The organism is Variovorax sp. 38R (assembly GCF_014843395.1).
GTDB classification, from domain to species: domain Bacteria; phylum Pseudomonadota; class Gammaproteobacteria; order Burkholderiales; family Burkholderiaceae_C; genus Variovorax; species Variovorax paradoxus_H.
Map to the genome: position 1 here is coordinate 2,512,177 of NZ_CP062121.1, position 22,372 is coordinate 2,534,548.

The following is a 22,372-nucleotide window of genomic DNA, read 5'->3' on the forward strand; positions in this document are numbered from 1 at the left end:
GGGGCAGACAGGCGCCGCCATGCGGAGGCGGGCTGTGCCTGTCGCTGCGGATAATCGACCGCCATGAAGCTGCACCAGCTCCGCTATCTCGCCGCCGTCGCCTCCGAGGGCAGCATCCGCGCCGCCGCGCGGGCGCTGGGCGTCACCCAGGCCACGGTCACGCAGGGCCTGCGCGAGCTGGAGGCGCATGCGCAGGTGGCGCTGTTCACGCGCCACGGCGGCGGCATCGCGTTCACGCCGGCCGGTCAGGAGTTGCTCGAACATGCGCAGCGCGTGCTGGCGCAACTGCGCCAGGCCGAAGACACGCTCTCACGCCACCGCGACACCGGCGCGCAGCAGCGCCTGACCGTGGCCATCACGCCCTGGGTCACGCAGACCCTGCTGCCGCGCGTGGTGTCGCTGTTCCGCGAAGAGCTGCCGCACGTGCAGCTCGAGATGTTCGACGGCCTGTCGGCGCTCAGCTACGCGAGGCTGCGCGAAGGCAGCCTCGACCTGCTGATCGGCCGCATCGGCCCCGACGAGGCCATGCAGGGGCTGCAGGCACAGCCGCTGTTCCGCTACGACATGACGGTGGTGGCGCGCCGCGGCCATCCGCGGGCCGGCGCGCAGTCGATGGCCGAGCTGCTGCAGGATGACTGGGTGCTCAACTTCACGCCGGGCGAGGGGGCGAGCTTCCTCGACAACCTGTTCCGCCAGCACGGCCTGGCCGCGCCCGTGCAGCGCATCCAGCTGGCCCACTCGCCCTCGATGATGCTGGGGCTCGTGCGCAAGACCGACATGCTCACCTTCTGCCCCTGGCCGCTGGTGGAAACCGACAGCCTGCGCCATGCGCTGGTGACATTGCAGCTGCGCGAGCGCTTCCACAGCAACGTCGTGGGCATCGTGCGCCGCGCGCAGGAGGCGCCGTCGCACGCGGCGGCGCGTTTCATTGCGCACTTCCTGGCGCAGCTGCCGGCGTGGCAGGCCTCGGACGATCCGGAGCTGCGGCGGGTGCTGCACTCGGTGGACTTCATCGAGGCCATGCCGGGCGCCTCGCCACCTCAACCGTGATAGTCCCCCCACGACATCCGCACCATGCCCGGCGGCGTAGGCGCATCGGCTGAGGCCAGCGTCACCGGCGGGTCGTCGTCGACGCGGCTTCTGGCGCGCGAGTCCCAGTCGTCGAGAAAGACCTGCTGGTAGTACTGCGCCACGTCCTCGTTGTGGATGATCAGGCCGGCGTCGCGGTTGCGTAGCACGCCGTCGCCCGACCAGTTGGTGCTGCTCACCAGCACGGTCTGGCCGTCCACGATGATTCCCTTGTTGTGGATGCTGCCCTGGACGCGGAACACCTCCTGGCTGCAGCCCGCCTCGACCAGCTTGCGGATGTTCTCGGCCGCGCTGGTGCTGCCCAGGATGATGCGCAAGTCGAGGTCCGGCTCGGTGCTGCGCTGAGCGATCTTGCGCAGCAGCGCTCGGAAGTCGGCGTCCTTGTCCGCATCGCTCCAGGTCATGTAGGCGAACTGCAGGTACAGCGAGGTCTGCGCGCTGTCGATGAGTGCGTTGATGTGCGGCAGGTAGTTGTCCGGCGTGAGCACGGGCTGGACCTTGACCGTGGTCTTCACCGACGGCAGCCGCGCGGGTTCGACCGGCACGACGGGGCCCGCGAAGGCCACGGCCTGTTCCAGCAGGTGGTCGAGTGGGACGAACACATCGGGCAGCGTGAGTTTTTGCGCTACGTTCAGCGCCGCGTCGGCCGCGCCGTCGGCGTCCTCCTTCGCGGAGGCCGCGAGGTCGTGCTGGATGTATTTCTCGAAGACCTTCGAGAGCACAGCGTCGTTGCAGATCACATGCCACTCGCGGTTGCCCTTGCTGAACATGCCCTTGGCCTGCGCGGGCGTGCCCACGGGGTCGATGTCGGGCTGGCTGCGACGGCTCCAGTTGCCGCTGGAGAGCCAGAAGGCCTTGCCGTCGCGCACCGCCACTTTCTCGTGGTACGCGCTGGCGAAGCGGCGGCCCTTGCCGCACTGCACGAGCCAGGCCGTCAGGTCGGCCTCCTGCTGCAGCTTGCGCAGCTTCTTGCGGATGACCTGTTCTTCTTTCGTCATGCCGTCGTCCCAGCTCAGCGACGCCTCAATGCCGCCGTCACGCACGAGGTTGATGAAGACCTGCGCGATGTGGTCGGCGTTGAAGTCGTACATCGCCACCGACAGCGAGCGCGTGGTGCCTTCGAGAAAGGGCCGCAGCACCGGCCACCCGGCGTCGGGGCCGACGTGGCACAGGAAGGGCTGCTTGACGTTGTACGGCTTGTCGATGGGTTGGCCTGCAGGCGGCTTGTAGACGAGGTTCACGGCGGCTTCGGCGAGCGCGTTCACCGTGTCCTCGAAGTCCGCACTGGCGGCCAGTTGCCGCTCCGGGTTGGCCTGCATCACGCAGACGCGGTAGGGGCCGAGCTGCCGGGGCGCGCGCTCGGCTGGTGGCACTTCCGACAAGGGGCGCTTGCGGTCGACCAGCACGATCACGGCGGGCTCGCGCAGGAAGCGGCCATCGACCAGCGGAAAGCCCGGCTCCGCCGCCACGTAGCCGGGCAGGGCGGCCAGTTGCGCCTGATGGGCCGCGATCACCGATCGGACCGCCGCGCGCGCGGCATCGTCGAGCACTCTCATGGATGTTCCTTGGGAGGGGTTGTCGTGCACGCGTGTGCGGGCGCCTGCCGACATGGCATGCGCGAAAGGAGCGACCCCACGGGGCCGCGTGTCAGGAGATGTTGGGCAGCCGGCGCGACAGCTCGACCGATTCGACGGCCGGGTCGGCTTCGAGCTGCTGGAGCTTGTCGAGCGGAATCTCCGCCGAGAACAGGCCCGGCGCGATGTCGGCGCGCGCGGCGATGTAGTCCGGGCGCTCGGCGCCTTCGCACAGCTTGACCAGCACGACGACGCGCTCGCCCGACACCGGCGCGGGGGCGGCCGAAAAGTCGAGCTTCTTGAGCGAACGCAGATCGATGGTCATGAGAGGGAAGATGGGGGCCGGAACACAGATTACACCCCCCGTTCAGGTTCGGCACAACCGCACCGGGAGTGGGGGCCATGGGTGAATCGTCAGATGGCGCCGCTGCCGGCGCGGCCATCGCCGCGTTGCGGGTCCCAGCCGGCTGGCCCCGTGCCGGGCTTGACGCCCGCCTTGAGCCTGGCGCGGATGTCGGTGATGGTCAGCTTCGTTCCCGCTTTGTGGGCCTTGGCCAGCATCAGCGCGACCAGCCCGGTCACCGCCGGCGCCGCCATGCTGGTGCCCGACTTCTTCACCATGCCGTCCTTCGTGCGCGACTGCGCGGCCTTCACCTGCACGCCGGGTGCGCTGACCTCGGGCTTGGGCCGGCCGTCGCGCGTCGGGCCCGCGCTCGAGAAGCTGGCGGCGGGCTCGCCCGTCTTGCGGGCGTCGTACGCGCCGACCACGATCGACAGCTTGCCTGTCGACAGCGAACCCAGCAGGTGCGACTTCACGGGGTTGCCGAAGTACGACTGGCCGATGTCCAGGCGCTCGAGCCACGCATGGAACGGCACGTCGTCGGCGGCCAGGGCGTGCAGCCGCACCTTGAACTCGCCGTCGGGCCAGTTGGGCGCGAGCCAGATGCCGATCACGTTGTCCTTGTTGTTCGGGTCGGTGATGCGGCTGCTGAGAAACGCGGCGATCTCGCCGTTGCCCGCGCCGAGCGGAAAGTTTTCTCCCGGCGCCACGCTCGCCAGCACCTCGTTGTCGGGTCCCAGCAGTTCGGCACGCAGGCGATGGCTGCCTCCGTACCAGAGCTCGAACTCGCCGCCCCTGCCGTTGACCAGGGTCCACGACACATCGAGGTGTCCGTTGCCGGGCACGGTGCCCGCCGTGTGCGTGTTGTCTTCCTGCGAATTACCGGCCGCCAGGACGATCGCGCGGTTGGGCTTTTGCGAGACCAGCGCGTCGAAGCCCTGCTCGACCAGCGAGGTGCCGTCGTGCGGTCCGCCGTTCGTGCCCAGGCTCAGGTTGACGACGCAGGGCTTGTCGCCGGCCCGGTCGAAGATGAACTTCACCGCTTCGAGCATCTGCACCGAATCGCCGAAGGAGCTGAACACGGCGTTGTGCCCGGTCCAGGCGATGTCGCGGGCCGACATCTCGACGAAGATCAGGTCGGCCTTGGGCGCCACGCCGGGTTGCAGCGAGCCCCGGCCGTTGCCGCCGGCAATGTCCATGACGTGCGTGCCGTGCGAACCGGGGCTGCCCGGGCTGCCCGCGCCCGGGTCGTAGCCGAGCGCCTTGTACGGGTCGGCCTTCTTCAGCGCCTTGTCGATGTCCGCCGCCTCGAAGAGCCGGCCATAGCCGTAGGGGCTGTTGGCCTTGGCCGGTGCGCCTTGTTGCCACAGTGCCAGCAGGCGCGTCTTGCCGTTGGCCTTGACGAAGTTCTGGTGCGCGAAGTCGCCGCCCGAATCGACCACGCCGATCACCACGCCGCTGCCGCCGCCCGTGCCGGCAAGCGCGGGGTTGTCGGCCTGCATGCCCATCGAGGCGAGGGTGTTGTTCAGCGCCGGCAGCACCGGCTGCGAAGCCTTCATGCTGAGCACGGCCGGATGCTGTCGAATGGCTTCTGCCTTGCCGAGCGGAATGCGGCCCGTGACGAGCGCCGTGCCGTCGTCCGCCGTACCGATGTCGGAGCCCGCATCGACGTCGGGAATGTCCGCCCACTCGGCATGGCTGGTCACGCGCGCCACGACCGGCACCGAGTCGCCGTCGGCGGACGAGATCGGCATGCTCTGCTTGCCCGCGCGGCGGTTCATCACCGCCAGCTGCAGCCGCGGGTCCATCGAGGTTTCCACGTCCATCGGCAGGCGCTGGAGTTGCGCGAGCCCGAAGGTCGACACCGGCGAGAGCCGCGTGCACAGCGCGTCGGCGGTGCCGGCAAGCGCGGCGGTGAGAGCGGGGGAGGCTTCGCCCGGCAGATGGCCTGCGGCGGGGGCGTCGGCCTGCGCCGATTGCGCCACCATGGCCGCGGCCATCTCGGGCGGAAGGTCGACCCAGCTGTTGAGCAGCTTGATCTGCCCCGTCACATGGAGGCGCACGTTGCCCGACGACAGCGCCGGCGTCAGCACCCCGTGCGGCATCTTGGGGACTTTCGTATCAGCGGGCGATCGCTTCTTCGCGGCGACGCGCTTCTTGGCTGGGGCCATCGGTCGAATCTCCTTGCGCACGGGGTGTGGACGAGTACCGCGAGGTGTAGCAGATTGCCGTGTCATCTGTCACCCCGGCCGTGCGAGAAGGGCGGTCAGAATCGCCGCATGAAAGTGGTCTTCAAGCTCCTGCTCGCGTACCTGGTGGCGAGCTTCCTGGCGACGGGCCTTGCGTTGGTTCTTTTTCCGTCGCACGCGCATGTGCCAGCGGTGGTGGTGCTGTTCGCGTTTCCGGTGGTGCCGTGGACCTTGCTGGCCAACCTCGTGAGCGAGGGCTTCAGGGCGAGAGAGGTATGGCCACTGCTGGTGTTCGTGCTGGCGTTTGGAGGCGGGGCCTGGCTGGCGTTTCGTACGTCATCGAAGGTGACGACGCAGCGATAGCAACGCCGGGTTCACTTCGCCCCGATCTCGAAGACATCGCCATTCGTCGGCGTCGCGTTCTCGTGATAGATGTCGTAGAGGTACTGCGCGAGGTCGGTCGGCGCCACGTCGGGTGGAATCGCGAGCTGGGCGGGGCCCAGTTTTCCATCGGCACCGACCCAGTGGCTGCGCCAGCGGGCATCGGTCATTTCGACGCGCAGGGTGTGGCCGAACACATTGAAGAGGTAGCGCATCGTCTGGGCTCCGGGCATGCACGAAAAGGGATGAGGGGACAGCCACTGTAGCGCCCTCGTCGTATGCACAATGGGCCGAATCGCCCGTCACATCCATCCCAGAGTCCATGGCAGACCCCAACGTACGCAAGACCTACGAAGCGGCCGTGGCCGCGCTCGGGCCCGCTGCCGAGCGGATGCTGGCCGATGGCGTAAGTGAAGAGCACGTGGCGCGCTGGATCTTCGCGAAGCGGGACGACCTCAAGCTGCACTACCGCACGCTGACGCCATCATCCGAACTGCAGGCCCTCGAAGCGAGATCGCACAGCCGTTATGGCAACACGCTGGGCCCGTCGATCGAGCAACTGCGAAGCGCGGGCAAGTCGTGGCAGGACATCATCGATTCGGCAGCGCGGCCGGGGAATCACTACCGCCAAGGCGATTGACTGCTACGGGGCGCTGCGCCAGCGGCCGGAACTCGCGCAGACCTCGGCCGGTTCGCCGTTCACCCAAACTTGTTCTTCCTCGAGCCGCGACGCGGTGACCGGATCGACATCGAAGTTGATGCCGAGCAGACTCGCCACTTGCGCGTCTTCGATCGACAGCTCCCAGGTCAGGAACAACTGCGTGAGGTCCTGGTTGTCCGGGAAATCGGCCGCGCCGAAGCCGTGGTTGCTGCCGCGCGGCACGACGGCGTGGGGCTGGCCGGTGTCGAACAGCAGCGCAGTGCCCCGGGTGAGCGCAATGCGCTGGCCCGTGACGGGGAAATGCACGTCCAGGCCCTTGTCTTCGCTGAGGAACAGGTTGCAGAAGGCCGCACCGCCGTACTGCGCACCGTCGTGGTGGTAGCGGGCGCCGCGGCAGGCCATCAGGGCGACGTCGCTGGCGGGCAGCAGGGAGGCGGGCAGGCCGAGCGTGCCCAGCCAGTCGGACATCGACTGCACGCACAGCGTGTAGTCGGGCCAGCGCGTGCGCGCGCGGGCCAGGGGCATGGGTTCGACATCGCCGGGTTCGAGCGGCACGTTCGTGGCGATCTCCCGCTGCCAGTCGGCCACGAGGCGGGCCGGGGGCTCGGGCACGTCGAGCAGGGCCGCGTGCACGGCGCCGCCCACGCTGCGGCTGCGCAGCGTGTCGCCGTGCCAGAAATAGGAGGTCAGCAAGTCGTGCATGCGGGGGCTTTCAAGGCACGCAGGGTACACGCGACGGGGCCCGCCGCCCCCGGGGTCGGGGCCCGATGCGGCATACTCCCACCCCCTCACAACTCGCCAGAATTCCGCTGAATGGACAAGGAAGTCGACCCCTCCGTGCTCGCCGCCATCGATGAGATGCGGCTCTCCGGACCGCGCCTCACGCCGGTCGAAATCGTCGCCAAGATGGGGGTGTTCGACGCACGCGACAAGCCGTTCGAGCACGCCTGGCTTGCCACGGGCGACAACGTCATCGCCACCATCTGGGGCGAGTACGTGAGCGTGGCGGCCGGTGGCCGCTGGTTCTACCTGGAATCGCTCGACGCCCAGCGCCGCCCCGGCGGCGGCGTGCGCAGCGCCCAGCAGGCGCAGCGCGCCAAGGACCGCCTGGCCCTGCTCAAGCGCACCTTCGACGCCGGCCAGGGTTTCCGTGCCGTGCTGCAGACCAACCGCGTCGCCATCGCCGAACTCGAGAGCAACAAGAGCGCCAAGGTGTCGACCCGCGTGCGCGACGACGCCGACTGGCACGTCGCAAGCTGGGAACCCGAACAACAGCTCGCCGTGCTCGTGCGCGGTGCGCGCGGCTGGGTGCCGACCGAGGCCGACATCACGGCCGCGAAGGCCCGTGGCGGCGTGGCACCCGACGAGGACGCAGCCCCGGCCGGCCCCACCACGCCCGACGCGCTCCAGGCCGCCGCCATGGCCTATGTCATGGGCCACTTCAAGGGCTATGGCTACAACGCGGAAGACGTGACCAGCAAGGCGCTGGGCTACGACATCGAGGTGTCGAACGCCAAGGGCGCGATGCTGCTCAAGGTGGTCGTGAAGGGCACCGCCCCGGCACTGCCGACCTTTGCGCTCACGCCCGACGAAAGCCTGTGCGCGGTGCGTGAGCCGCTGTGGCGCCTGCTGGTGGTGGCCGACGCGGGCACCGGGACGGCGGCGCACAAGATCTACAAGCCGACCGAAGTGGACCAGGCGCCGGGTTTCCAGCGCAAGGCCTGACCGGCCTCCCAGGCCACGCCGCGGCCGCACCTGTGCGCCGCGCGCGTTTCCAAATTCTTACAACTGAGCCCCCGGAAACCCGTCGTTTCCAACGGTAAAGTTCCGCCGTCCGGCGCGAACAGTTCGTGCCTTTGCCCTCTGTTCGCCCCCCTTCATGTCCAACCTCATCGTGCACGGCGGTACGCCCCTTCGCGGCCGCATCATTCCCTCCGCCAACAAGAACGCGGTGCTGCCGGTGCTCTGCGCCACCTTGCTCACCGGCGAACCGCTGCGGCTGCTTGGGGTGCCCGACATCACCGACGTGCGCAAGATCCTCGACATCTTCCGCACGCTGGGCAGCGAGGTCCGCATGGACCACGAGAGCGGCACGCTCGAGCTGCACCACCGCGAAACCGCCTTCGACGCGGCCCGCCACCGGCTGCCCGAGGAAATGCGCTCGTCGATCATGCTGGTGCCGCCGCTGCTGGCGCGCTTCGGCGTGGCGCGGCTGGAAGACAACGTCAAGGGCTGCACGCTGGGCGTGCGCGAGATCGATCCGCACGTCGAGGTGTTCCAGCGCTTCGGCGGCGAGGTGGAGCGCACCGAGGGCTCGCTGCTGGTGTATGCGCCCGGCCGGCTCACGCCCACCGACCACTGGCTCGACTACGCCTCGGTGACGACCACCGAGAACTTCGTGCTGTGCGCGGCTGCCGCGGGCGGCACCTCGACGCTCACCAACGCGGCCTCGGAGCCGCACGTGCAGGAGTTCTGCCGCTTCATGGCCATGATCGGCGTGCGCATCGAGGGCATGGGCACCTCGCGGCTCACGGTGCATGGCGGCGGCACGCTGGGCGGCGGCGAGTTCCGCTTCGATGAAGACTTCCACGAGATCACCACCTTCCTGGCGCTGGGCGCGATCACGGGCGGTGACGTCGTGGTGCGCAACACCGCGCCCGGCAACTTTCCGCTGATCGACCGCACCTTCGCCAAGTTCGGCGTGCAGATCGAGCATGCCGACGGTTGGTCGCGCGCCATCCGCAGCGGCCCGCTGACGGTGCAGACGCCGTTCACCAGCAACGTGCTCACCAAGGTGGAGGCCGCGCCGTGGCCGTACTTCCCGGTCGACCTGCTGCCGATCTTCATTGCGCTGGGCGTGCGCGCGCAGGGCAACGCGATGTTCTGGAACAAGGTGTACGACGGCGCATTGGGCTGGACCGGCGAGCTGTCGAAATTCGGCGCGCACGTGTTCTCGTCCGACCCGCACCGCCTCATCACCTTCGGCGGCCACGCGCTCACGCCGGCGGTGGTCGAGAGCCCCTACATCATCCGCGTGGCGATCGCGCTCTTCATGGTGGCCGCGAGCATCGAAGGCAAGTCCGAGATCCGCAACGCGACACCGATCCGGCGCGCGCACCCGCGCTTCGTGGAAAACCTGCGCAGCCTGGGCGTGCAGGTGGAGTGGACCAGCGAGGAGTAAGCGGCCGTGATCGTTACCGTCTCGAACAAGGCCAAGTGGCTGCTGATGCAGCTCGGGCAGCTGGTGCTGATGGTCGGCCTGACCTCGCTGGTGTTCAACTACGCCTACCGCTTCCTGGTCGATCGCACGATCAACACGCCGCTGTTCTATGCGGTGACGCTGCTGCTGGCGCTCGTGGTCATCGTCGCGGTGCGGCGCGACTACCTGTTCGTGTCGAGCTACGAGTTCACGCCCGAGGCCATCGTCGTGCGCACGGCGCTCGGTGCCTCCAGGCGCTTCGAGACGCAAGAATTCAAGTTCGTGCCCAGCCTGCACAAGACGATCAACCTGCCCGAGCCGAAGGCCTCGCTCTCGTTCGACGTACAGAACCGCAAGACGGGCCGCCGCGCCCGCAACTACGCCTGGACCGGCTTCCCGGTGGAAGACTTCCGCGCGGTGTGCCGCCTGTACGGCTATGAGGACGACACCGATTTCAAGCTGAAGGATTTCGGCAAGGCGCGCTGAGCCGGCGGGCCGCTGCGCCCGCGATGACCCCGCAGCCACAGCGCCCACCGGCTTCGCCGGAGAATGCCGTCATTCGACACACGGACACAGGAGCGCACCCCGAATGACGACGTTGCAACAGATCCTCGGCACCGAACTTCCATTGATCCAGGCACCGATGGCCGGCGCGCAAGGCAGTGCGATGGCGATCGCGGTGTGCAACGAAGGCGGCCTGGGGTCGCTGCCGGGCGCCATGCTCAGCCCTGACGCGATGCGCAGCGAACTCGCGGCAATCCGCGCCGGCACCGACAAGCCCTACAACGTCAACTTCTTCTGCCACACGCCGCCGGTGCCGAGCGACGAGCGCGAGGCCACCTGGCGCGGCGCGCTCGCGCCGTACTACGCGGAGTTCGGCATCGACCCCGCCACCATTCCGGCCGGACCGGGACGCAACCCGTTCAGCGCCGAGGTGGCCGACCTGCTGGCCGAGTTCAAGCCGCCGGTGGTGAGCTTCCATTTCGGGCTGCCGCCCGAGGCGCTGCTGGCGCAGGTGCGCGGCTGGGGCGCCAAGGTGCTGGTGTCGGCCACCACCGTGGAAGAGGCGCTGTGGCTCGAAGCGCAGGGCGTTGATGCGGTCATCGCGCAGGGGCTCGAGGCCGGCGGGCACCGCGGCCATTTCCTGTCGCACGACCTCACGAAGCAGCTCGGCACCTTCGCGCTGCTGCCGCAGCTGGTGCGCGCACTGAAGGTGCCGGTGATCGCGGCCGGCGGCATTGCGGATGCCGACGGCGTGGCCGCGGCCATGGCGCTGGGCGCGGCCGGCGTGCAGATCGGCACGGCCTATCTGCTGACGCCCGAGGCCATGACCAGCGCACTGCACCGCGCGGCGCTGAAGAGCGAGGCTGCGCGCCACACGGCGCTCACCAACCTGTTCACCGGCCGGCCGGCGCGCGGCATCGTCAACCGCGTGATGCGCGAGCTGGGGCCCATCGGCCCGGCACCGGAATTTCCGCTCGCCACGTCGGGCATCGCGCCGCTGCGCGCCAAGGCCGAGGCGCAGGGCAGTGGCGATTTTTCTCCGCTGTGGTCGGGGCAGAACGCCACCGGCTGCCGCGAGGTGTCCTCGGCCGAGGTCACGCGGGCGCTGGCCAAGGGCTTTCGCTGACCCCTGCGGTCAGCGGAAGTAGGCGCCGTTCTTCTTCACGAGCACCGGTGCGCCGTGCGTCAGTTCGAACACGTCCTCGACCGAGAAGCGCGCAGTGCCGCCGAAGCAGTCGCGGCCCTGGCCCTGGAGTGCGAAGCGGGTGCCGCTGCGATTCACGGCGATCGTCTTGATCACGCAGGCGTCGCTGGGGTCGGCGAGCGAGGCGGTGCGCGGCGCCGGAAAAACGCGCGTGTGGGTCTTGCCGTTCGCACGGGTCAGCACGCGCAGCGTGGGGCACCGGGTGTCGGCGGTTGCGGCCTTGGTGGCATCGCAGGTCAGATTGCCAGCTTCCGTGTAGCTGTGTTGCGACGCATAGGCGCCGGCATCGAAGCCCACGCAGAGGTTCGGTCGCAGCTGCACCGCGCGCGCGTCGAAGGGGCACACCGGGCCTTTCCTGAACTCGGTGGCTGGCGCGCCAATGGCCGCTACGCCCGGCAGGATCGTGGCAAGAAGTAAGCTCAAGGCTCGGAGGTGTCGCATGAACAAGAGATGCTTTCGTTTCGTTTCGCTCCAGTCTATCCAGCCGCCCGCACCATGACCGCACTTCATCTGCCGCTTCACTTCCTGCATCACCCCGCGCAGCCCGGCGCGGGCGACCCCTGGCTGCTCGTGCTGATGCACGGCGTGGGAAGCAACGAGCAAGACCTGTTCGGCCTGGCGCGCATGATGCCGCCGCAGTTCCATGTGCTGAGCCTGCGCGCGCCGTATGTGCTGTCGCCCGGCTCGTACGCGTGGTTCGAGTTCGAGATGCTGTCCGATGGCGGGCGCCGCATCGATGAAGAGCAGGAGCGCGAGAGCCGCTTCCTCATCGGCGAGATGGTCGCGTCGGCCTCGCAGCAGCTGGGCATTCCGCCCGAGCGCGTGGTGGTCGGCGGCTTCAGCCAGGGCGGGATCATGTCGCTGTCGCTGCTGCTCACGCAGCCCGAGAAGCTGCGTGCCGCGCTGGTGTGGCACAGCCGGTTGTTGCCCGAGGTGGTGCCGCACATCGCACCGCCCGAGGCCTTCGCGGGCAAGGCGCTGTGGGTGAGCCATGGCAGCGCTGACAACGTGATTCCGCCGAGCGCCGCGCAGGCCACGCGCGAGCGGGTGCGCGGGCTGCCGCTGGCGCTGTCGGGCTCGGACTTTCCGGGTGCGCACGAGATCCGCCCGGCCGAGTTGCAGGGCACGCTGGCGTGGCTTCAGGCGCTCAGCGCGCAGCCAACCGCGCCATGACGATCGCTTCCATCTCGTCGACCCACGCGTCGTCGATGGTGTCGGGCTGCACCAGCAGCCGGTAGCGGCGACCACCCCAGGCGGCGGTCAATAGCGCCTGCACGGTGGCGGGCGAGGGCGGCGGCTGCAGGTCGCGGCAGGCGGCGAAGGCCTGCGTCCAGCGCGCGAGCAGCTCGTCGTACACGCGCCGGTGGTGCTTGGGCTCGGCCACGCGGTGTTCGAGCATCAGCATCTCGTGGTCGAACGCGGGCAGCCCATCGATGCGCGTGTCGCAGGTGAGGCGCACGAGGCGCTGTGTGCGCTCGCGCCAGTCGATGTCTGAAGGCATGATCACGTCCGCGTCGAGCCGCGCGAGCAGCGCTTCGACGCAGTGGCGCACATAGCCCGAGAGCAGGGCTTCCTTGTCGGGAAAGTAGTCGTAGAAGGTGCCGACCGCGATGCCGGTTTCGAGCGCCACGGCGCGCGTGGTCACGCCCTCCCAGCCCTGCGCGCGCCAAATCCGAACAAAGGCGTCGTAGATCGCCTGCACGGTGAACTTGCTGCGCGCCTGCGTGGGGCGTTTCAGGGGCTTGGAGCGGGGTGCGGCGGGCATGGACCGGGTTTCCGAACCCGCGGCGAAGCGGGCCGTCCTACAGTTTGCGAATGAACAACGCATTCACTTTAACCCGCCTCGAAACGCGCAAGAACGCGCTCGGGACCACCCGCATCGTCACCTCGCAGGACGCCGGAAGCCTTGCCGCGGGCGAGGTGCTGATGAAGGTCGAGCGCTTCTCGCTCACCACCAACAACATCACCTACGCGGCCTTCGGAGATGCGGTGATGAAGTACTGGCAGTTCTTTCCCACCGGCGACGCCGACTGGGGCCACATGCCGGCCTGGGGCTTCGCCGACGTGGTGGCATCGAACGTCGAAGGCGTGGCCGTGGGCGAGCGCTTCTACGGCTACTTTCCGATTGCGAGCCACCTGCGCATGCAGCCTGTGCGCGTGACGCCGCGCGGCTTCTACGACGGCGCGGCGCACCGCAGCGAGCTGGTGTCGGCCTACAACCAGTACATGCGCTGCAGCCACGATGCCGGCTACGTCGCTGCGCTGGAGGACTACCAGATGCTGGTGCGCCCGCTGTTCATCACCTCGTTCATGCTGGCCGACTTCCTGGAAGACAACGCCTTCTTCGGCGCGACGCAGGTGGTGGTGTCGAGCGCATCGAGCAAGACCGCGTTCGGCACGGCCTTCTGCCTCGGCCGCCGCGAGGGCGTGCAGCTGATCGCGGCCACGTCGCAGGGCAACCGCGCCTTCGTCGAAGCGCTGGGCTGCTACGACCGCACGGTGGCCTACGGCGAGATCGCCACGCTGGCGGCCGACGTGCCCACGCTGTACGTCGACTTCGCGGGCCACGACGACCTGCGCGCCACCGTGCACCACCACTTCGGCGAATCGCTGGTGTACGACTGCTATGCGGGCTCGGCGCAGAAGACCGAATTTCTCGGCGACACCAGCGCGCTGCCTGGGCCCACGCCGCTGCTGTACTTCGCGCCCGTGCAGATCCGCAAGCGGAATGCCGACTGGGGCCCGCAGGAGGTGAACCGCCGTTTCAATGAAGCGCAGGGCCGCTTCATCGCCGAGCTGAGCCGGCCGGGCAACCGCTGGATGACGCTGGCGCAGGGCCGTGGCTTTGCGCATGCGCAGGCGGTGATCGCCGACCTGCATGCGGGCCGCGTCGATCCACGCGAGGCGCATGTGGTGTGCATCGGCGGCGAGTGACGCGCTGAGCGACTGAACTTCGGCGCGGGTGGGGCGTCACAGGGGGTTACGAGAACGTGGCGATCGTGCGGCCCTGGCGGGCCATCCTGATGCACCATTGCCTTTCGTCTCCCCACTGCCATCCCGCAAAAGGAAACCGCCCATGTCCGACGCCGACTCCCCCCGCGACACCCCCGAATTCCGACGCCGCAAAGAAATGCCGATGGGCACCATCATCGGCCTCGTTCTCGTCGTGCTGGTGGCGGCTTATTTCGGCTGGCGCTGGTACCAGCAGCAGCAACTGGCGCCACTGCCGAACGCGCCCGTGGCTGCCGTTGCTCCGAACGACGCGCCCCCCGAGCCGCCCAAGGCCGCGGAGCCCATCGGCCCGCAGAACCCGGTGGAAGCACTCGCCCCACCCGATGCCGCGCTGCCCGCGCTGGCCAGTTCCGATGCGCGCGTGATGAAGGCGCTCACCGAGCTGCTGGGCGGCAAGGCCGTGGCGGCCTACCTGCAGTCCGACGGCGTGGCGCGGCGCTTCGTCGCCACGGTCGACAACCTGTCGCGCGAGCAGGCGCCCGCGAGCAAGTGGCCGGTGCGGCCCGCGCCGCAGCGCTTCATCACCGAAGGGCCGCAGCAGGGCGGCGTGCAGACCATCGCGGCGAACAACGCGGCGCGCTACAACGGCATCGTGATGCTGGCGGGGTCGGTCGATCCGGCCAAGGCGGCGGCGGTGTATGCGCGGCTGTACCCGCTGTTCCAGCAGGCGTACGAAGAGCTGGGCTATCCGGGCCGCTACTTCAACGACCGCCTCATCGCCGTGATCGACCACCTGCTGCAAGCGCCCGAGCCCACCGGGCCGGTGCAGGTGAAGCTGGTCGAGGTGAAGGGCGACATTCCCTCGCAGCGGCCCTGGGTGCGCTACGAGTACGCCGATCCGAAGCTCGAATCGCTCTCGGCCGGCCAGAAGATCCTGGTGCGCATGGGGCCCGAGAACGAGCGCAAGATGAAGGCCAGCCTGCGCGGTTTTCGCGAGCGGATCGCCACGGGCGACGTGGCGAAGAAAAAGCAGCCCTGAGCACCCCTGAGGCACGACGGGGCGCTGCCCCACGTGCTGCGCGCCTGCACGCCGTGTAGGCGCTGGCCGATTGCACGCAGCGCCAAGGGCCGAGATGATTGCGCTCCAGACTTCGAGAGCAAGCCATGAACCTGATGAGCGTCGATCTCTACCAGAGCACCACCGACCCCGACAAATTCCTGGCGCTTCCCGCCGGCACCGACCCCACCGAGCTCATGGGCCCGATGACTTTCGACCGGGACTATGCGCACATCAAGCGCTACCAGGCGGCCTTCGCGTTCGATCCGTCCGAAACCTACGCGGGTGTGAACGCCGCGAAGATCGCGGCGGACCTGCTCACCGTGCAATGGGCAATGTACCGCCGCGAAGGCTGAGCGGCGGCTGAGCGGCGGCTGGGCGCCGCCGCGTTCCCGTCAGGCCTCTTCGGCTTCCTGGTAGTCGCCCACCGGCACGCAGCTGCAGAACAGATTGCGGTCGCCGTAGACGTTGTCCACGCGGCCGATCGGCGGCCAGTACTTGGCCTGCTTGAGTTCGGCCAGCGGGAACGCGCCGAGTTCGCGCGAGTAGGGGTGGCTCCACTCGCTGCCGAGCAGGCTCGCAGCGGTGTGCGGCGCGTGCTTGAGCGGGTTGTCGTCCTTCGACCAGACGCCTTCTTCCACGCGGCGGATTTCGCCGCGGATGGCGATCATCGCGTCGACAAAACGATCGAGCTCGGCCAGCGGTTCGCTTTCGGTCGGCTCGACCATCAGCGTGCCCGGCACGGGGAAGCTCAGCGTGGGCGCGTGGAAGCCGTAGTCGATGAGGCGCTTGGCCACGTCTTCGGCGGTGACGCCGCTGGTGTCCTTGAGCGGGCGCAGGTCGAGGATGCACTCGTGCGCGACGTGGCCGTTGGGGCTCGCGTACAGCGTGGGGTAGTGGTCCTTCAGGCGCGCGCTGATGTAGTTGGCGCTGAGGATCGCGATTTCGGTGGCGGCCTGCAGGCCCTTGGCGCCCATCATGCGGCAGTACATCCAGCTGATCGGCAGCACGGCCGCATTGCCCAGCGGCGCGGCCGACACGGCGCCCACGCCGTTCGAGGGCACGCCGGCCGTGGCGTGGCCCGGCAGGTAGGGCACGAGGTCTTCGACCACGCAGACCGGGCCGACGCCCGGGCCCCCGCCGCCGTGCGGAATGCAGAAGGTCTTGTGCAGGTTCAGGTGGCTCACGTCGCCGCCGAACTCGCCCGGTGCAGCCACGCCGACCAGTGCGTTCATGTTGGCGCCGTCGACGTACACGCGGCCGCCGTGCTCATGCACGAGTTCGCACAGTTCCTTCACGCGGGTCTCGAACACGCCGTGCGTGCTCGGGTAGGTGATCATCACGGCGGCCAGGTGGGCGCTGTGCTTTTCGCAGGCGCGCTTCAGGTCGTCCATGTCGACGTTGCCCTGCGCGTCGCAGGCCGTCACCACCACCTGCAGGCCCACCATCTGGGCGCTGGCCGGGTTGGTGCCGTGCGCCGATGAGGGAATCAGGCAGATGTTGCGGTGGCCCTGGCCCTTGGCTTCATGGAAGGACTTGATGGCCAGCAGGCCCGCGTACTCGCCCTGCGAGCCGGCGTTGGGCTGCAGGCTGATGCCCGCGTAGCCGGTGGCTTCGCAGAGCCAGGCGCGCAGCTGTGCGTCGAGCTGGGCGTAGCCCTGCAGCTGCTCGGCGGGTGCAAAGGGGTGGATGTTCGCGAACTCGGGCCAGGTGATGGGGATCATCTCGCTGGTCGCGTTGAGCTTCATGGTGCAGCTGCCCAGCGGGATCATGCTGCGGTCGAGCGCGAGGTCCTTGTCCGAGAGGCTGCGGATGTAGCGCAGCATCGCGGTTTCGCTCTTGTGGGTGTTGAACACCGGGTGCGTGAGGAAGGCGCTGGTGCGACGCAGGTCGTCGGGAATCAGCGGCGTGGTGCTCTCGGCCAGCTCGTCGAAGCGCGGCATCGCGGTGCCGGCGGGCACGAACAGCGCCCACAGGGTTTCGATGTCGGCGCGCGTGGTGGTTTCGTCCAGCGAGATGCCCAGGTGCTGCTGCAGGCGCTGGCGCAGGTTGACGCCGCCGGCCTGGGCGCGCTCGATGATTGCGGCCGTGTCGTCGCCGGTGCGGATCGTCAGCGAGTCGAAGGCGGTGCTGTTCACCGGCTCGCGGCCCATCTGCGACAGGCCCTTGGCGAGGATGGCGGTGAGCACGGCCACGCGCTGCGCGATGCGCGTGAGGCCGTCGGGGCCGTGGTACACGGCGTACATGCTGGCGACCACGGCCGGCAGCACCTGCGCGGTGCAGATGTTCGACGTGGCTTTTTCGCGGCGGATGTGCTGCTCGCGCGTCTGCAGCGCGAGGCGGTAGGCGGGCTGGCCGTGCGTGTCGACGCTCACGCCGACGAGGCGGCCGGGCAGCGAGCGCTTGAACGAATCGCGGCAGGCCAGGTAGGCGGCGTGCGGGCCGCCGTTGCACAGCGGCATGCCGAAGCGCTGCGTGGTGCCGCAGACGATGTCGGCATCGAACTCGCCGGGGGCGACCAAGAGCGTCAGCGCCAGCAGGTCGGCCGCGACGATGAAGGCGGCGTCGCACTGGTGCGCGTGGCCCGCGAGCGGGCGCAGGTCGTGCACGTGGCCGGTGGTGGCGGGGTACTGCGCGAGCACGCCGAAGAACTCACCGCTCACCATCAGGTGCGGCAGCGTTTCCGACACGGTGCTCACCTTCACCTCGATGCCCAGCGGCGCGGCGCGGGTCTTGATGACCTCGATGGTCTGCGGGTGGCAGTCACCCGACACCAGGAACACGTTGCTCTTGCTTTTCACGCTGCGCTTGGCGAGCGTCATGGCCTCGGCGGCGGCCGTGGCCTCGTCGAGCATCGACGCGTTGGCGATGGCCATGCCCGTGAGGTCGCACACCATCGTCTGGAAGTTGAGCAGGGCTTCCATGCGACCCTGCGAGATCTCGGCCTGGTAGGGCGTGTAGGCCGTGTACCAGGCGGGGTTCTCCAGGATGTTGCGCAGGATCACGCCCGGTGTGTGCGTGCCGTAGTAGCCCTGGCCGATGAAGCTCTTGAACACCTTGTTCTTCGACGCCAGCGTCTTCAGCTCGGCCAGCGCGTCGGCTTCGGTCACCGGCGCGGGCAGGCGCATCGGCCGGGCACGGCGGATGGCCGCCGGCACGATGCCGTCGATGAGCTCCGCGCGCGTTTCCGAGCCGATCACCGGCAGCATGCGCGCCTCGTCCGCTGCATCGATGCCGATGTGGCGGGCGAGGAATTCTTCGGCGTTCTCCAGGGCTTGCAAAGAGGGAAGGGCGGGAATCGGCATGGCGGTGAGGGCTCGGGGGAAGAAGGAACGAAGGTGGCTGAAGACTCAGCGGATCAGGACTCGGCGGCGAACTTGTCGTAGGACGCTGCGTCGAGCAGGGCGTCGAGCTGTGCGGGCTCGCTCAGCTTGACCTTGAAGAACCAGCCGGAGGCCAGCGGGTCGCTGTTGGCCAGCGACGGGTCGGCGCGCAGCGCTTCGTTCACTTCGGTGATCTCGCCCGACACGGGCATGAACACATCGGCGGCGGCCTTGACCGACTCGACCACACCGGCGACTTCGCCCTGTGCGAAGGTCTTGCCGACTTCGGGCAGGTCGACGAACACCACGTCGCCCAGCGCGTCCTGCGCATGCACGGTGATGCCCACGGTGGCGGCGCCGCCTTCGGCCGCCACCCATTCGTGGTCCTTGGTGTATTTGATGCTCATGAAAAAACTCCTCGTGGAAAAAATGGAATCGGGGTGCAGAGCCTAGCCGGGTCTGCGGTGTTCAGTGGTGGTCAGCCGCGGTAGTAGCGCGTCGGCACGAAAGGCATCGTCGACACCTCCATCGGCACCGGCTTGCCGCGCACGATGGCCTGCACGCGCGTGCCGGGTTCGGCAAAGGCGGCGGCCACGTAGCCCATGGCCACGCAGCGGTCGGCCGTGGGACCGAGTAGGCCGCTGGTGACGGTGCCGATGTCATGGCCTTCGAGCGACTGCAGCAGCGTGCCGTCGCGCACCGGAATGCGTTCCAGCGCCACCAGGCCGACGCGCTTGCGCGTGAGCGTCTCGTGGTCGGTGTGGCCGGCCGCGCCCGAGGCGACGGCCGCCAGCTGGGCCAGCACCTTGGCTGCGCCCGGGAAGCCGCCTTCGCGCGCGCCGCCCGCGCGGCGCACCTTCTGGATCGCCCAGTTGAGCGAGGCTTCGACCGGGGTGGTGGTGGTGTCGATGTCGTTGCCGTACAGGCACAGGCCGGCTTCGAGCCGCAGCGAGTTGCGCGCGCCCAGGCCGACGGGTTTCACTTCGGGCTGCGCGAGCAGCAGGCGGGCGAGGGCGTCGGCGTCCTTGCCGGCCACCGAGATCTCGAAGCCGTCTTCGCCGGTGTAGCCGCTGCGGGTGACGAAAGCGGCAATGCCGCCGATCTGCACCGCGCCGCCGGTCATGAACACGAAACGTTCGATGCCGGGCGACAGCCGTGCCAGCGTGGCCGCGGCCTGCGGGCCCTGCAGCGCCAGCAGGGCGTGGTCGGGCAGGGGCTGCACTTCGCAGCGCGCGCCGATCTTGTCCTGGATGTGGGCGATGTCGGCCACCTTGCAGGCGCCGTTCACGATCACGAAGATCGAGCCGTGGCCTTCATTGAAGAACATCAGGTCGTCGAGGATGCCGCCTTCGTCGTTCAGCAGCAGGCCGTAGCGCTGCTTGCCGGCGGGCAGGTCGACCACGTCGACGGGCATCAGGGTTTCGAAGGCGGCGGCGGCGTCGGGGCCGACGAGACGCAGCTGGCCCATGTGCGAGATGTCGAACAGGCCGGCCGCATCGCGCGTGTGCTTGTGCTCGGCCATCAGGCCGGCGGGGTACTGGACCGGCATCGAATAGCCCGCAAAGGGCACCATGCGGGCGCCCAGCTCGACGTGGAGGTCGTACAGCGGTGTCTTGAGAAGTTGGGCGTCGGAGGAAGCGGAAGAAGCAGCCACGGGGCACTCCAAAGGGGCAGTCGAAATCCATGGCTGCAACGCCATGGGCCACCCCTGCTGTCCGCTTTACCTGAGAGATTCGCCCCACGATCGGGGTTTGCTCCTTCGGTGGGCCGCATGCAATGCCACGGCCTCTCTCCAGCAAGGAAACGCCGGTGGTTGCCGGCGTCTTGTCAGTCCTTTTGCCTGAGCGTTCGGGGAACCCCTGCGCCTTCGGCGGCCCCGTCGCGCGGGGCTCTCTCCTGACCCGGCGAGTGTAGTGGATCGCGGGGCCGGGGCTGGTGTCGAAGTGCTCGTGGGGGCCTCAGGTGTGGCAGCACCCCAGCGCCTGGGACGCTCTCAGTTGGGAGAGCGGCTTGGCGGAAGCGACCGCCACGGGAATGGCATCGGCCTCGCCATTCAGCACCAGGTGCTTGAACCGTTCCCAATCGAACAAGGTGCCCGGATCGGTGCGGCGATCCGGGTCCAGCTTGGCGTGCGAGACCACGTGGGCGAGGTTGGGGTACTTGGCCCAGCAGTGGCGAACGATGCGCGCCGTGATTTCGACTTGCCAGTCGGAGAAGGGGTCGAGTTTCTGCTTGTTCACGACCTCGATGCCCAGCGACCAGTGGTTGACGCGCTTGGCGCCGTCGTTCACATCGGGGTGCGAGGCCGCATTGCGCACGTGCCATGCCGCGAGCGCCTCCGGCACGCAGGCCCAGACGAGTTCACCGTGCTGGGGTTCGTCCTCATCGGGAACCAGCCAGTGGAACGAAGCCGCATCCGTCGGTTTTTTCATGACCGAGATGGCGCCGGAAGACGATCCGCCGGCCGTGGCATGGATGACCACCGTGGTGATGCCCATGATCGGATCGACCGACCGCTTCGTGGTGCACGTCGGCCAGTAGGGCTGGACGCCGGGGTACCAGGGCTCGTTGAGGGAGACTTCGCCCGGTCGTCTCGACTTGGGAAGCGTGAAGTGATAGCTCTGCGGATTTGGCATGCTGAACCTCCTTGTTTTGGGAGTTGGGTTCTAGCAAGCAGCCCCGGGGGCCCGCGTCCCCTGGTTGAGGGATGGCGACCCGTGGCCGCCAGGTTCAGTGCACGGTTTCGGCCAGCGGCAGCAGCTTGTCGATGCGCTCGCGCAGCGAGTCGGCGCGCTCGGGGCCGGCGGCTTTCTCGATCTCGGAGAGCATGAGCGCGGCGATGGTGAGCATGGCCTCGCGGTCGCGCGCCTCACGCAGGGCGTCGCGCATCTGGTTGGCGAAGCGCGGGTCGCGGCGCACGAACATGCGCTCGCAGATGTCGAACAGGAACATGCGCGTGGTGGCCAGCGAGCGCTTGCCGTCGAAGCTGTCGGCCGACGTGGCGACCTGGATCGGCTCGGCCGCCGGGACGGGCGTGGGGGCCGGCGCAGGTTGAGCGACGACCGGTCGCGCATCCTGCAGGTAGCCCCGCTGCATCAGCCCCTGGATCGCCTGCTCGGCCTCGACGCGGCTGGGGAACAGCGGACTGAAGTCGGTCAGCGAGCGCCGGCCGTCGGCCATGAGCAGCAGGGCGCGCTCACGTTGGCTGAGCGTGCGCTGCCCGGCCTGGAGTTCGTCGCGTGCCTTCTCGGTCTTGGTGGGAAACATGGCGGCCACAGCTTTCGGAGGTCGAAGGCTGCAGCATCGTTGCAAGTGGTGACACCTTCGTGAACCATTTGCCTACAGAGGGCATGCTGACGCGCGTCAGTTGCCCGCGCTGCTTTCCTTGCGGATCAGCCAGCGCGTGCCCACGCGCTGCAACTCGAGCGTCTTGCGGTCGGTTTCGGTCAGCGCATCGGCACGGTAGACCTGCCGGAACTCCGCACTGGCCGACGTGCCCTGGATGCTGATCACCAGCCCCTCGATGCCCACGCTGATGCGCGACTTGCCCGTGATGCGGGTGCGCCGGTCGGCCTCCCAGCGTTCGCGTGTCTGGCTGCGCGCGGGGGTGAAGTCGGGCGCGTAGGCGGCAAGGTAGCGCTCCACGTCGCGGGCGGACCAGGCCGCAGCCCAGGCGCGCACGGCGGTTTCCACTTCGGCGAGGGTGGCGACGGGGTTGGCCGAAATGACGGGTGCTGCCGCAGACGACGGCACAGGCGCAGCGGCCGGCGTGGCCGCGAAACCGGCCGTGGCCAGCAGGCCGGCGGCGGCGAGGCTGCAACCTTGGGCGGCGATTCGATGCATGGCGTCCTTGTTCCTTCTTCGGGTCTGTCAGGCTCGACGTCGAAGCTTGCATTGAT

The 22,372-nt window shown here is 68.7% G+C and carries 24 protein-coding genes and 2 riboswitches; of the genes, 11 read left to right on the forward strand and 13 right to left on the reverse strand.

What is annotated here, in order from left to right:
• Positions 1-63: 63 nt before the first annotated feature.
• Positions 64-1,050, forward strand: coding sequence for a LysR family transcriptional regulator (locus IG196_RS11365; RefSeq protein ID WP_192196231.1), 987 nt, complete (start codon positions 64-66; stop codon positions 1,048-1,050).
• Here IG196_RS11365 and IG196_RS11370 read toward each other — a convergent pair.
• From IG196_RS11370 to IG196_RS11380, 3 genes are all read right to left on the reverse strand, one after another.
• Entirely contained in the window at positions 1,041-2,645 is a 1,605-nt protein-coding gene (locus tag IG196_RS11370) for a phospholipase D-like domain-containing protein (protein ID WP_192196232.1), read from the reverse strand. The two genes, IG196_RS11365 and IG196_RS11370, sit on opposite strands and share 10 nt — an antisense overlap.
• 91 nt (positions 2,646-2,736) lie before the next feature.
• Positions 2,737-2,988 (reverse strand): hypothetical protein, encoded by a 252-nt coding sequence (locus IG196_RS11375; RefSeq protein WP_099796436.1) that lies wholly within the window; start codon positions 2,986-2,988, stop codon positions 2,737-2,739.
• A gap of 89 nt (positions 2,989-3,077) precedes the next feature.
• A complete protein-coding gene (locus tag IG196_RS11380; protein WP_192196233.1) occupies positions 3,078-5,174 on the reverse strand; it encodes a S8 family serine peptidase in 2,097 nt (698 codons plus the stop codon).
• 108 nt (positions 5,175-5,282) lie between these two features.
• Here IG196_RS11380 and IG196_RS11385 point away from each other — a divergent pair, with 108 nt between their 5' ends.
• Positions 5,283-5,555, forward strand: a complete 273-nt coding sequence (locus tag IG196_RS11385; RefSeq protein ID WP_192196234.1) for a hypothetical protein — start codon at positions 5,283-5,285, stop codon at positions 5,553-5,555.
• Positions 5,556-5,566: 11 nt separating this feature from the next.
• Here IG196_RS11385 and IG196_RS11390 read toward each other — a convergent pair whose 3' ends face one another.
• Entirely contained in the window at positions 5,567-5,806 is a 240-nt protein-coding gene (locus IG196_RS11390; RefSeq protein WP_225617008.1) for a hypothetical protein, read from the reverse strand.
• A gap of 89 nt (positions 5,807-5,895) precedes the next feature.
• Here IG196_RS11390 and IG196_RS11395 point away from each other — a divergent pair, with 89 nt between their 5' ends.
• On the forward strand, positions 5,896-6,213 hold the full coding sequence (locus IG196_RS11395; RefSeq protein WP_192196235.1) for a hemagglutinin: 318 nt from the start codon (positions 5,896-5,898) through the stop codon (positions 6,211-6,213).
• A gap of 3 nt (positions 6,214-6,216) precedes the next feature.
• Here the strand turns inward: IG196_RS11395 and IG196_RS11400 are convergent, their stop codons facing one another.
• On the reverse strand, positions 6,217-6,936 hold the full coding sequence (locus IG196_RS11400; RefSeq protein ID WP_192196236.1) for a hypothetical protein: 720 nt from the start codon (positions 6,934-6,936) through the stop codon (positions 6,217-6,219).
• Between the two features lie 111 nt (positions 6,937-7,047).
• Between IG196_RS11400 and IG196_RS11405 the strand changes: the two genes are divergently transcribed.
• The 4 genes from IG196_RS11405 (at position 7,048) to IG196_RS11420 (ending at position 11,063) form a co-directional block, all read left to right on the forward strand.
• Complete coding sequence (locus IG196_RS11405; RefSeq protein WP_192196237.1) at positions 7,048-7,959, forward strand: protein NO VEIN domain-containing protein; 912 nt, start codon at positions 7,048-7,050, stop codon at positions 7,957-7,959.
• Positions 7,960-8,113: 154 nt separating this feature from the next.
• Entirely contained in the window at positions 8,114-9,415 is a 1,302-nt protein-coding gene (locus tag IG196_RS11410) for a UDP-N-acetylglucosamine 1-carboxyvinyltransferase (RefSeq protein WP_192196238.1), read from the forward strand.
• 6 nt (positions 9,416-9,421) lie between these two features.
• Positions 9,422-9,919 (forward strand): hypothetical protein, encoded by a 498-nt coding sequence (locus IG196_RS11415; protein WP_225617009.1) that lies wholly within the window; start codon positions 9,422-9,424, stop codon positions 9,917-9,919.
• A gap of 103 nt (positions 9,920-10,022) precedes the next feature.
• Complete coding sequence (locus tag IG196_RS11420; RefSeq protein ID WP_192196239.1) at positions 10,023-11,063, forward strand: NAD(P)H-dependent flavin oxidoreductase; 1,041 nt, start codon at positions 10,023-10,025, stop codon at positions 11,061-11,063.
• A 9-nt stretch (positions 11,064-11,072) separates the two neighbouring features.
• Here the strand turns inward: IG196_RS11420 and IG196_RS11425 are convergent, their stop codons facing one another.
• Entirely contained in the window at positions 11,073-11,564 is a 492-nt protein-coding gene (locus IG196_RS11425; protein WP_192196240.1) for a hypothetical protein, read from the reverse strand.
• 72 nt (positions 11,565-11,636) lie between these two features.
• On the opposite strand from IG196_RS11425, the gene IG196_RS11430 reads away from it, so the two are divergent.
• On the forward strand, positions 11,637-12,314 hold the full coding sequence (locus IG196_RS11430; protein WP_192196241.1) for an alpha/beta hydrolase: 678 nt from the start codon (positions 11,637-11,639) through the stop codon (positions 12,312-12,314).
• On the opposite strand, the gene IG196_RS11435 is transcribed toward IG196_RS11430, so the two are convergent.
• A complete protein-coding gene (locus IG196_RS11435) occupies positions 12,289-12,906 on the reverse strand; it encodes a TetR/AcrR family transcriptional regulator (RefSeq protein WP_192196242.1) in 618 nt (205 codons plus the stop codon). The genes IG196_RS11430 and IG196_RS11435 overlap by 26 nt on opposite strands.
• A gap of 50 nt (positions 12,907-12,956) precedes the next feature.
• On the opposite strand from IG196_RS11435, the gene IG196_RS11440 reads away from it, so the two are divergent.
• From IG196_RS11440 to IG196_RS11450, 3 genes are all read left to right on the forward strand, one after another.
• A complete protein-coding gene (locus IG196_RS11440) occupies positions 12,957-14,075 on the forward strand; it encodes a DUF2855 family protein (protein ID WP_192196243.1) in 1,119 nt (372 codons plus the stop codon).
• A 142-nt stretch (positions 14,076-14,217) separates the two neighbouring features.
• Positions 14,218-15,132 (forward strand): DUF3014 domain-containing protein, encoded by a 915-nt coding sequence (locus IG196_RS11445; RefSeq protein ID WP_192196244.1) that lies wholly within the window; start codon positions 14,218-14,220, stop codon positions 15,130-15,132.
• Positions 15,133-15,257: 125 nt separating this feature from the next.
• Entirely contained in the window at positions 15,258-15,506 is a 249-nt protein-coding gene (locus tag IG196_RS11450) for a hypothetical protein (protein WP_192196245.1), read from the forward strand.
• Positions 15,507-15,545: 39 nt separating this feature from the next.
• Here IG196_RS11450 and gcvP read toward each other — a convergent pair whose 3' ends face one another.
• From gcvP to IG196_RS11480, 6 genes are all read right to left on the reverse strand, one after another.
• Positions 15,546-18,455 carry an aminomethyl-transferring glycine dehydrogenase gene (gcvP, locus tag IG196_RS11455; RefSeq protein ID WP_192196246.1) on the reverse strand — a complete coding sequence of 970 codons (2,910 nt, stop codon included), beginning with the start codon at positions 18,453-18,455 and terminating at the stop codon, positions 15,546-15,548.
• A gap of 53 nt (positions 18,456-18,508) precedes the next feature.
• Positions 18,509-18,880 (reverse strand): glycine cleavage system protein GcvH, encoded by a 372-nt coding sequence (gene gcvH / locus IG196_RS11460; protein WP_099796453.1) that lies wholly within the window; start codon positions 18,878-18,880, stop codon positions 18,509-18,511.
• Between the two features lie 71 nt (positions 18,881-18,951).
• On the reverse strand, positions 18,952-20,127 hold the full coding sequence (gene gcvT / locus IG196_RS11465) for a glycine cleavage system aminomethyltransferase GcvT (protein WP_192196247.1): 1,176 nt from the start codon (positions 20,125-20,127) through the stop codon (positions 18,952-18,954).
• A 47-nt stretch (positions 20,128-20,174) separates the two neighbouring features.
• A riboswitch (glycine riboswitch) is annotated at positions 20,175-20,279 on the reverse strand.
• A gap of 16 nt (positions 20,280-20,295) precedes the next feature.
• Positions 20,296-20,382: riboswitch (glycine riboswitch) on the reverse strand.
• Positions 20,383-20,431: 49 nt separating this feature from the next.
• On the reverse strand, positions 20,432-20,905 hold the full coding sequence (locus tag IG196_RS11470) for an N-acetylmuramoyl-L-alanine amidase (RefSeq protein WP_263864234.1): 474 nt from the start codon (positions 20,903-20,905) through the stop codon (positions 20,432-20,434).
• A gap of 298 nt (positions 20,906-21,203) precedes the next feature.
• Positions 21,204-21,740 carry a hypothetical protein gene (locus tag IG196_RS11475; protein WP_192196249.1) on the reverse strand — a complete coding sequence of 179 codons (537 nt, stop codon included), beginning with the start codon at positions 21,738-21,740 and terminating at the stop codon, positions 21,204-21,206.
• Between the two features lie 96 nt (positions 21,741-21,836).
• Entirely contained in the window at positions 21,837-22,316 is a 480-nt protein-coding gene (locus IG196_RS11480) for a hypothetical protein (RefSeq protein WP_192196250.1), read from the reverse strand.
• Between the last annotated feature and the right edge of the window lie 56 nt (positions 22,317-22,372).

Excerpts from the sequence above, each read along its gene's own strand:
- IG196_RS11365 (WP_192196231.1), top strand. The coding sequence starts at position 64 with ATGAAGCTGCACCAGCTCCGCTATCTCGCCGCCGTCGCCTCCGAGGGC.
- IG196_RS11370 (WP_192196232.1), bottom strand. The coding sequence starts at position 2,645 with ATGAGAGTGCTCGACGATGCCGCGCGCGCGGCGGTCCGATCGGTGATC.
- IG196_RS11375 (WP_099796436.1), bottom strand. The coding sequence starts at position 2,988 with ATGACCATCGATCTGCGTTCGCTCAAGAAGCTCGACTTTTCGGCCGCC.
- IG196_RS11380 (WP_192196233.1), bottom strand. The coding sequence starts at position 5,174 with ATGGCCCCAGCCAAGAAGCGCGTCGCCGCGAAGAAGCGATCGCCCGCT.
- IG196_RS11385 (WP_192196234.1), top strand. The coding sequence starts at position 5,283 with ATGAAAGTGGTCTTCAAGCTCCTGCTCGCGTACCTGGTGGCGAGCTTC.
- IG196_RS11390 (WP_225617008.1), bottom strand. The coding sequence starts at position 5,806 with ATGCCCGGAGCCCAGACGATGCGCTACCTCTTCAATGTGTTCGGCCAC.
- IG196_RS11395 (WP_192196235.1), top strand. The coding sequence starts at position 5,896 with ATGGCAGACCCCAACGTACGCAAGACCTACGAAGCGGCCGTGGCCGCG.
- IG196_RS11400 (WP_192196236.1), bottom strand. The coding sequence starts at position 6,936 with ATGCACGACTTGCTGACCTCCTATTTCTGGCACGGCGACACGCTGCGC.
- IG196_RS11405 (WP_192196237.1), top strand. The coding sequence starts at position 7,048 with ATGGACAAGGAAGTCGACCCCTCCGTGCTCGCCGCCATCGATGAGATG.
- IG196_RS11410 (WP_192196238.1), top strand. The coding sequence starts at position 8,114 with ATGTCCAACCTCATCGTGCACGGCGGTACGCCCCTTCGCGGCCGCATC.
- IG196_RS11420 (WP_192196239.1), top strand. The coding sequence starts at position 10,023 with ATGACGACGTTGCAACAGATCCTCGGCACCGAACTTCCATTGATCCAG.
- IG196_RS11430 (WP_192196241.1), top strand. The coding sequence starts at position 11,637 with ATGACCGCACTTCATCTGCCGCTTCACTTCCTGCATCACCCCGCGCAG.
- IG196_RS11435 (WP_192196242.1), bottom strand. The coding sequence starts at position 12,906 with ATGCCCGCCGCACCCCGCTCCAAGCCCCTGAAACGCCCCACGCAGGCG.
- IG196_RS11440 (WP_192196243.1), top strand. The coding sequence starts at position 12,957 with ATGAACAACGCATTCACTTTAACCCGCCTCGAAACGCGCAAGAACGCG.
- IG196_RS11445 (WP_192196244.1), top strand. The coding sequence starts at position 14,218 with ATGTCCGACGCCGACTCCCCCCGCGACACCCCCGAATTCCGACGCCGC.
- IG196_RS11450 (WP_192196245.1), top strand. The coding sequence starts at position 15,258 with ATGAACCTGATGAGCGTCGATCTCTACCAGAGCACCACCGACCCCGAC.
- gcvP (WP_192196246.1), bottom strand. The coding sequence starts at position 18,455 with ATGCCGATTCCCGCCCTTCCCTCTTTGCAAGCCCTGGAGAACGCCGAA.
- gcvH (WP_099796453.1), bottom strand. The coding sequence starts at position 18,880 with ATGAGCATCAAATACACCAAGGACCACGAATGGGTGGCGGCCGAAGGC.
- IG196_RS11470 (WP_263864234.1), bottom strand. The coding sequence starts at position 20,905 with ATGAAAAAACCGACGGATGCGGCTTCGTTCCACTGGCTGGTTCCCGAT.
- IG196_RS11475 (WP_192196249.1), bottom strand. The coding sequence starts at position 21,740 with ATGTTTCCCACCAAGACCGAGAAGGCACGCGACGAACTCCAGGCCGGG.
- IG196_RS11480 (WP_192196250.1), bottom strand. The coding sequence starts at position 22,316 with ATGCATCGAATCGCCGCCCAAGGTTGCAGCCTCGCCGCCGCCGGCCTG.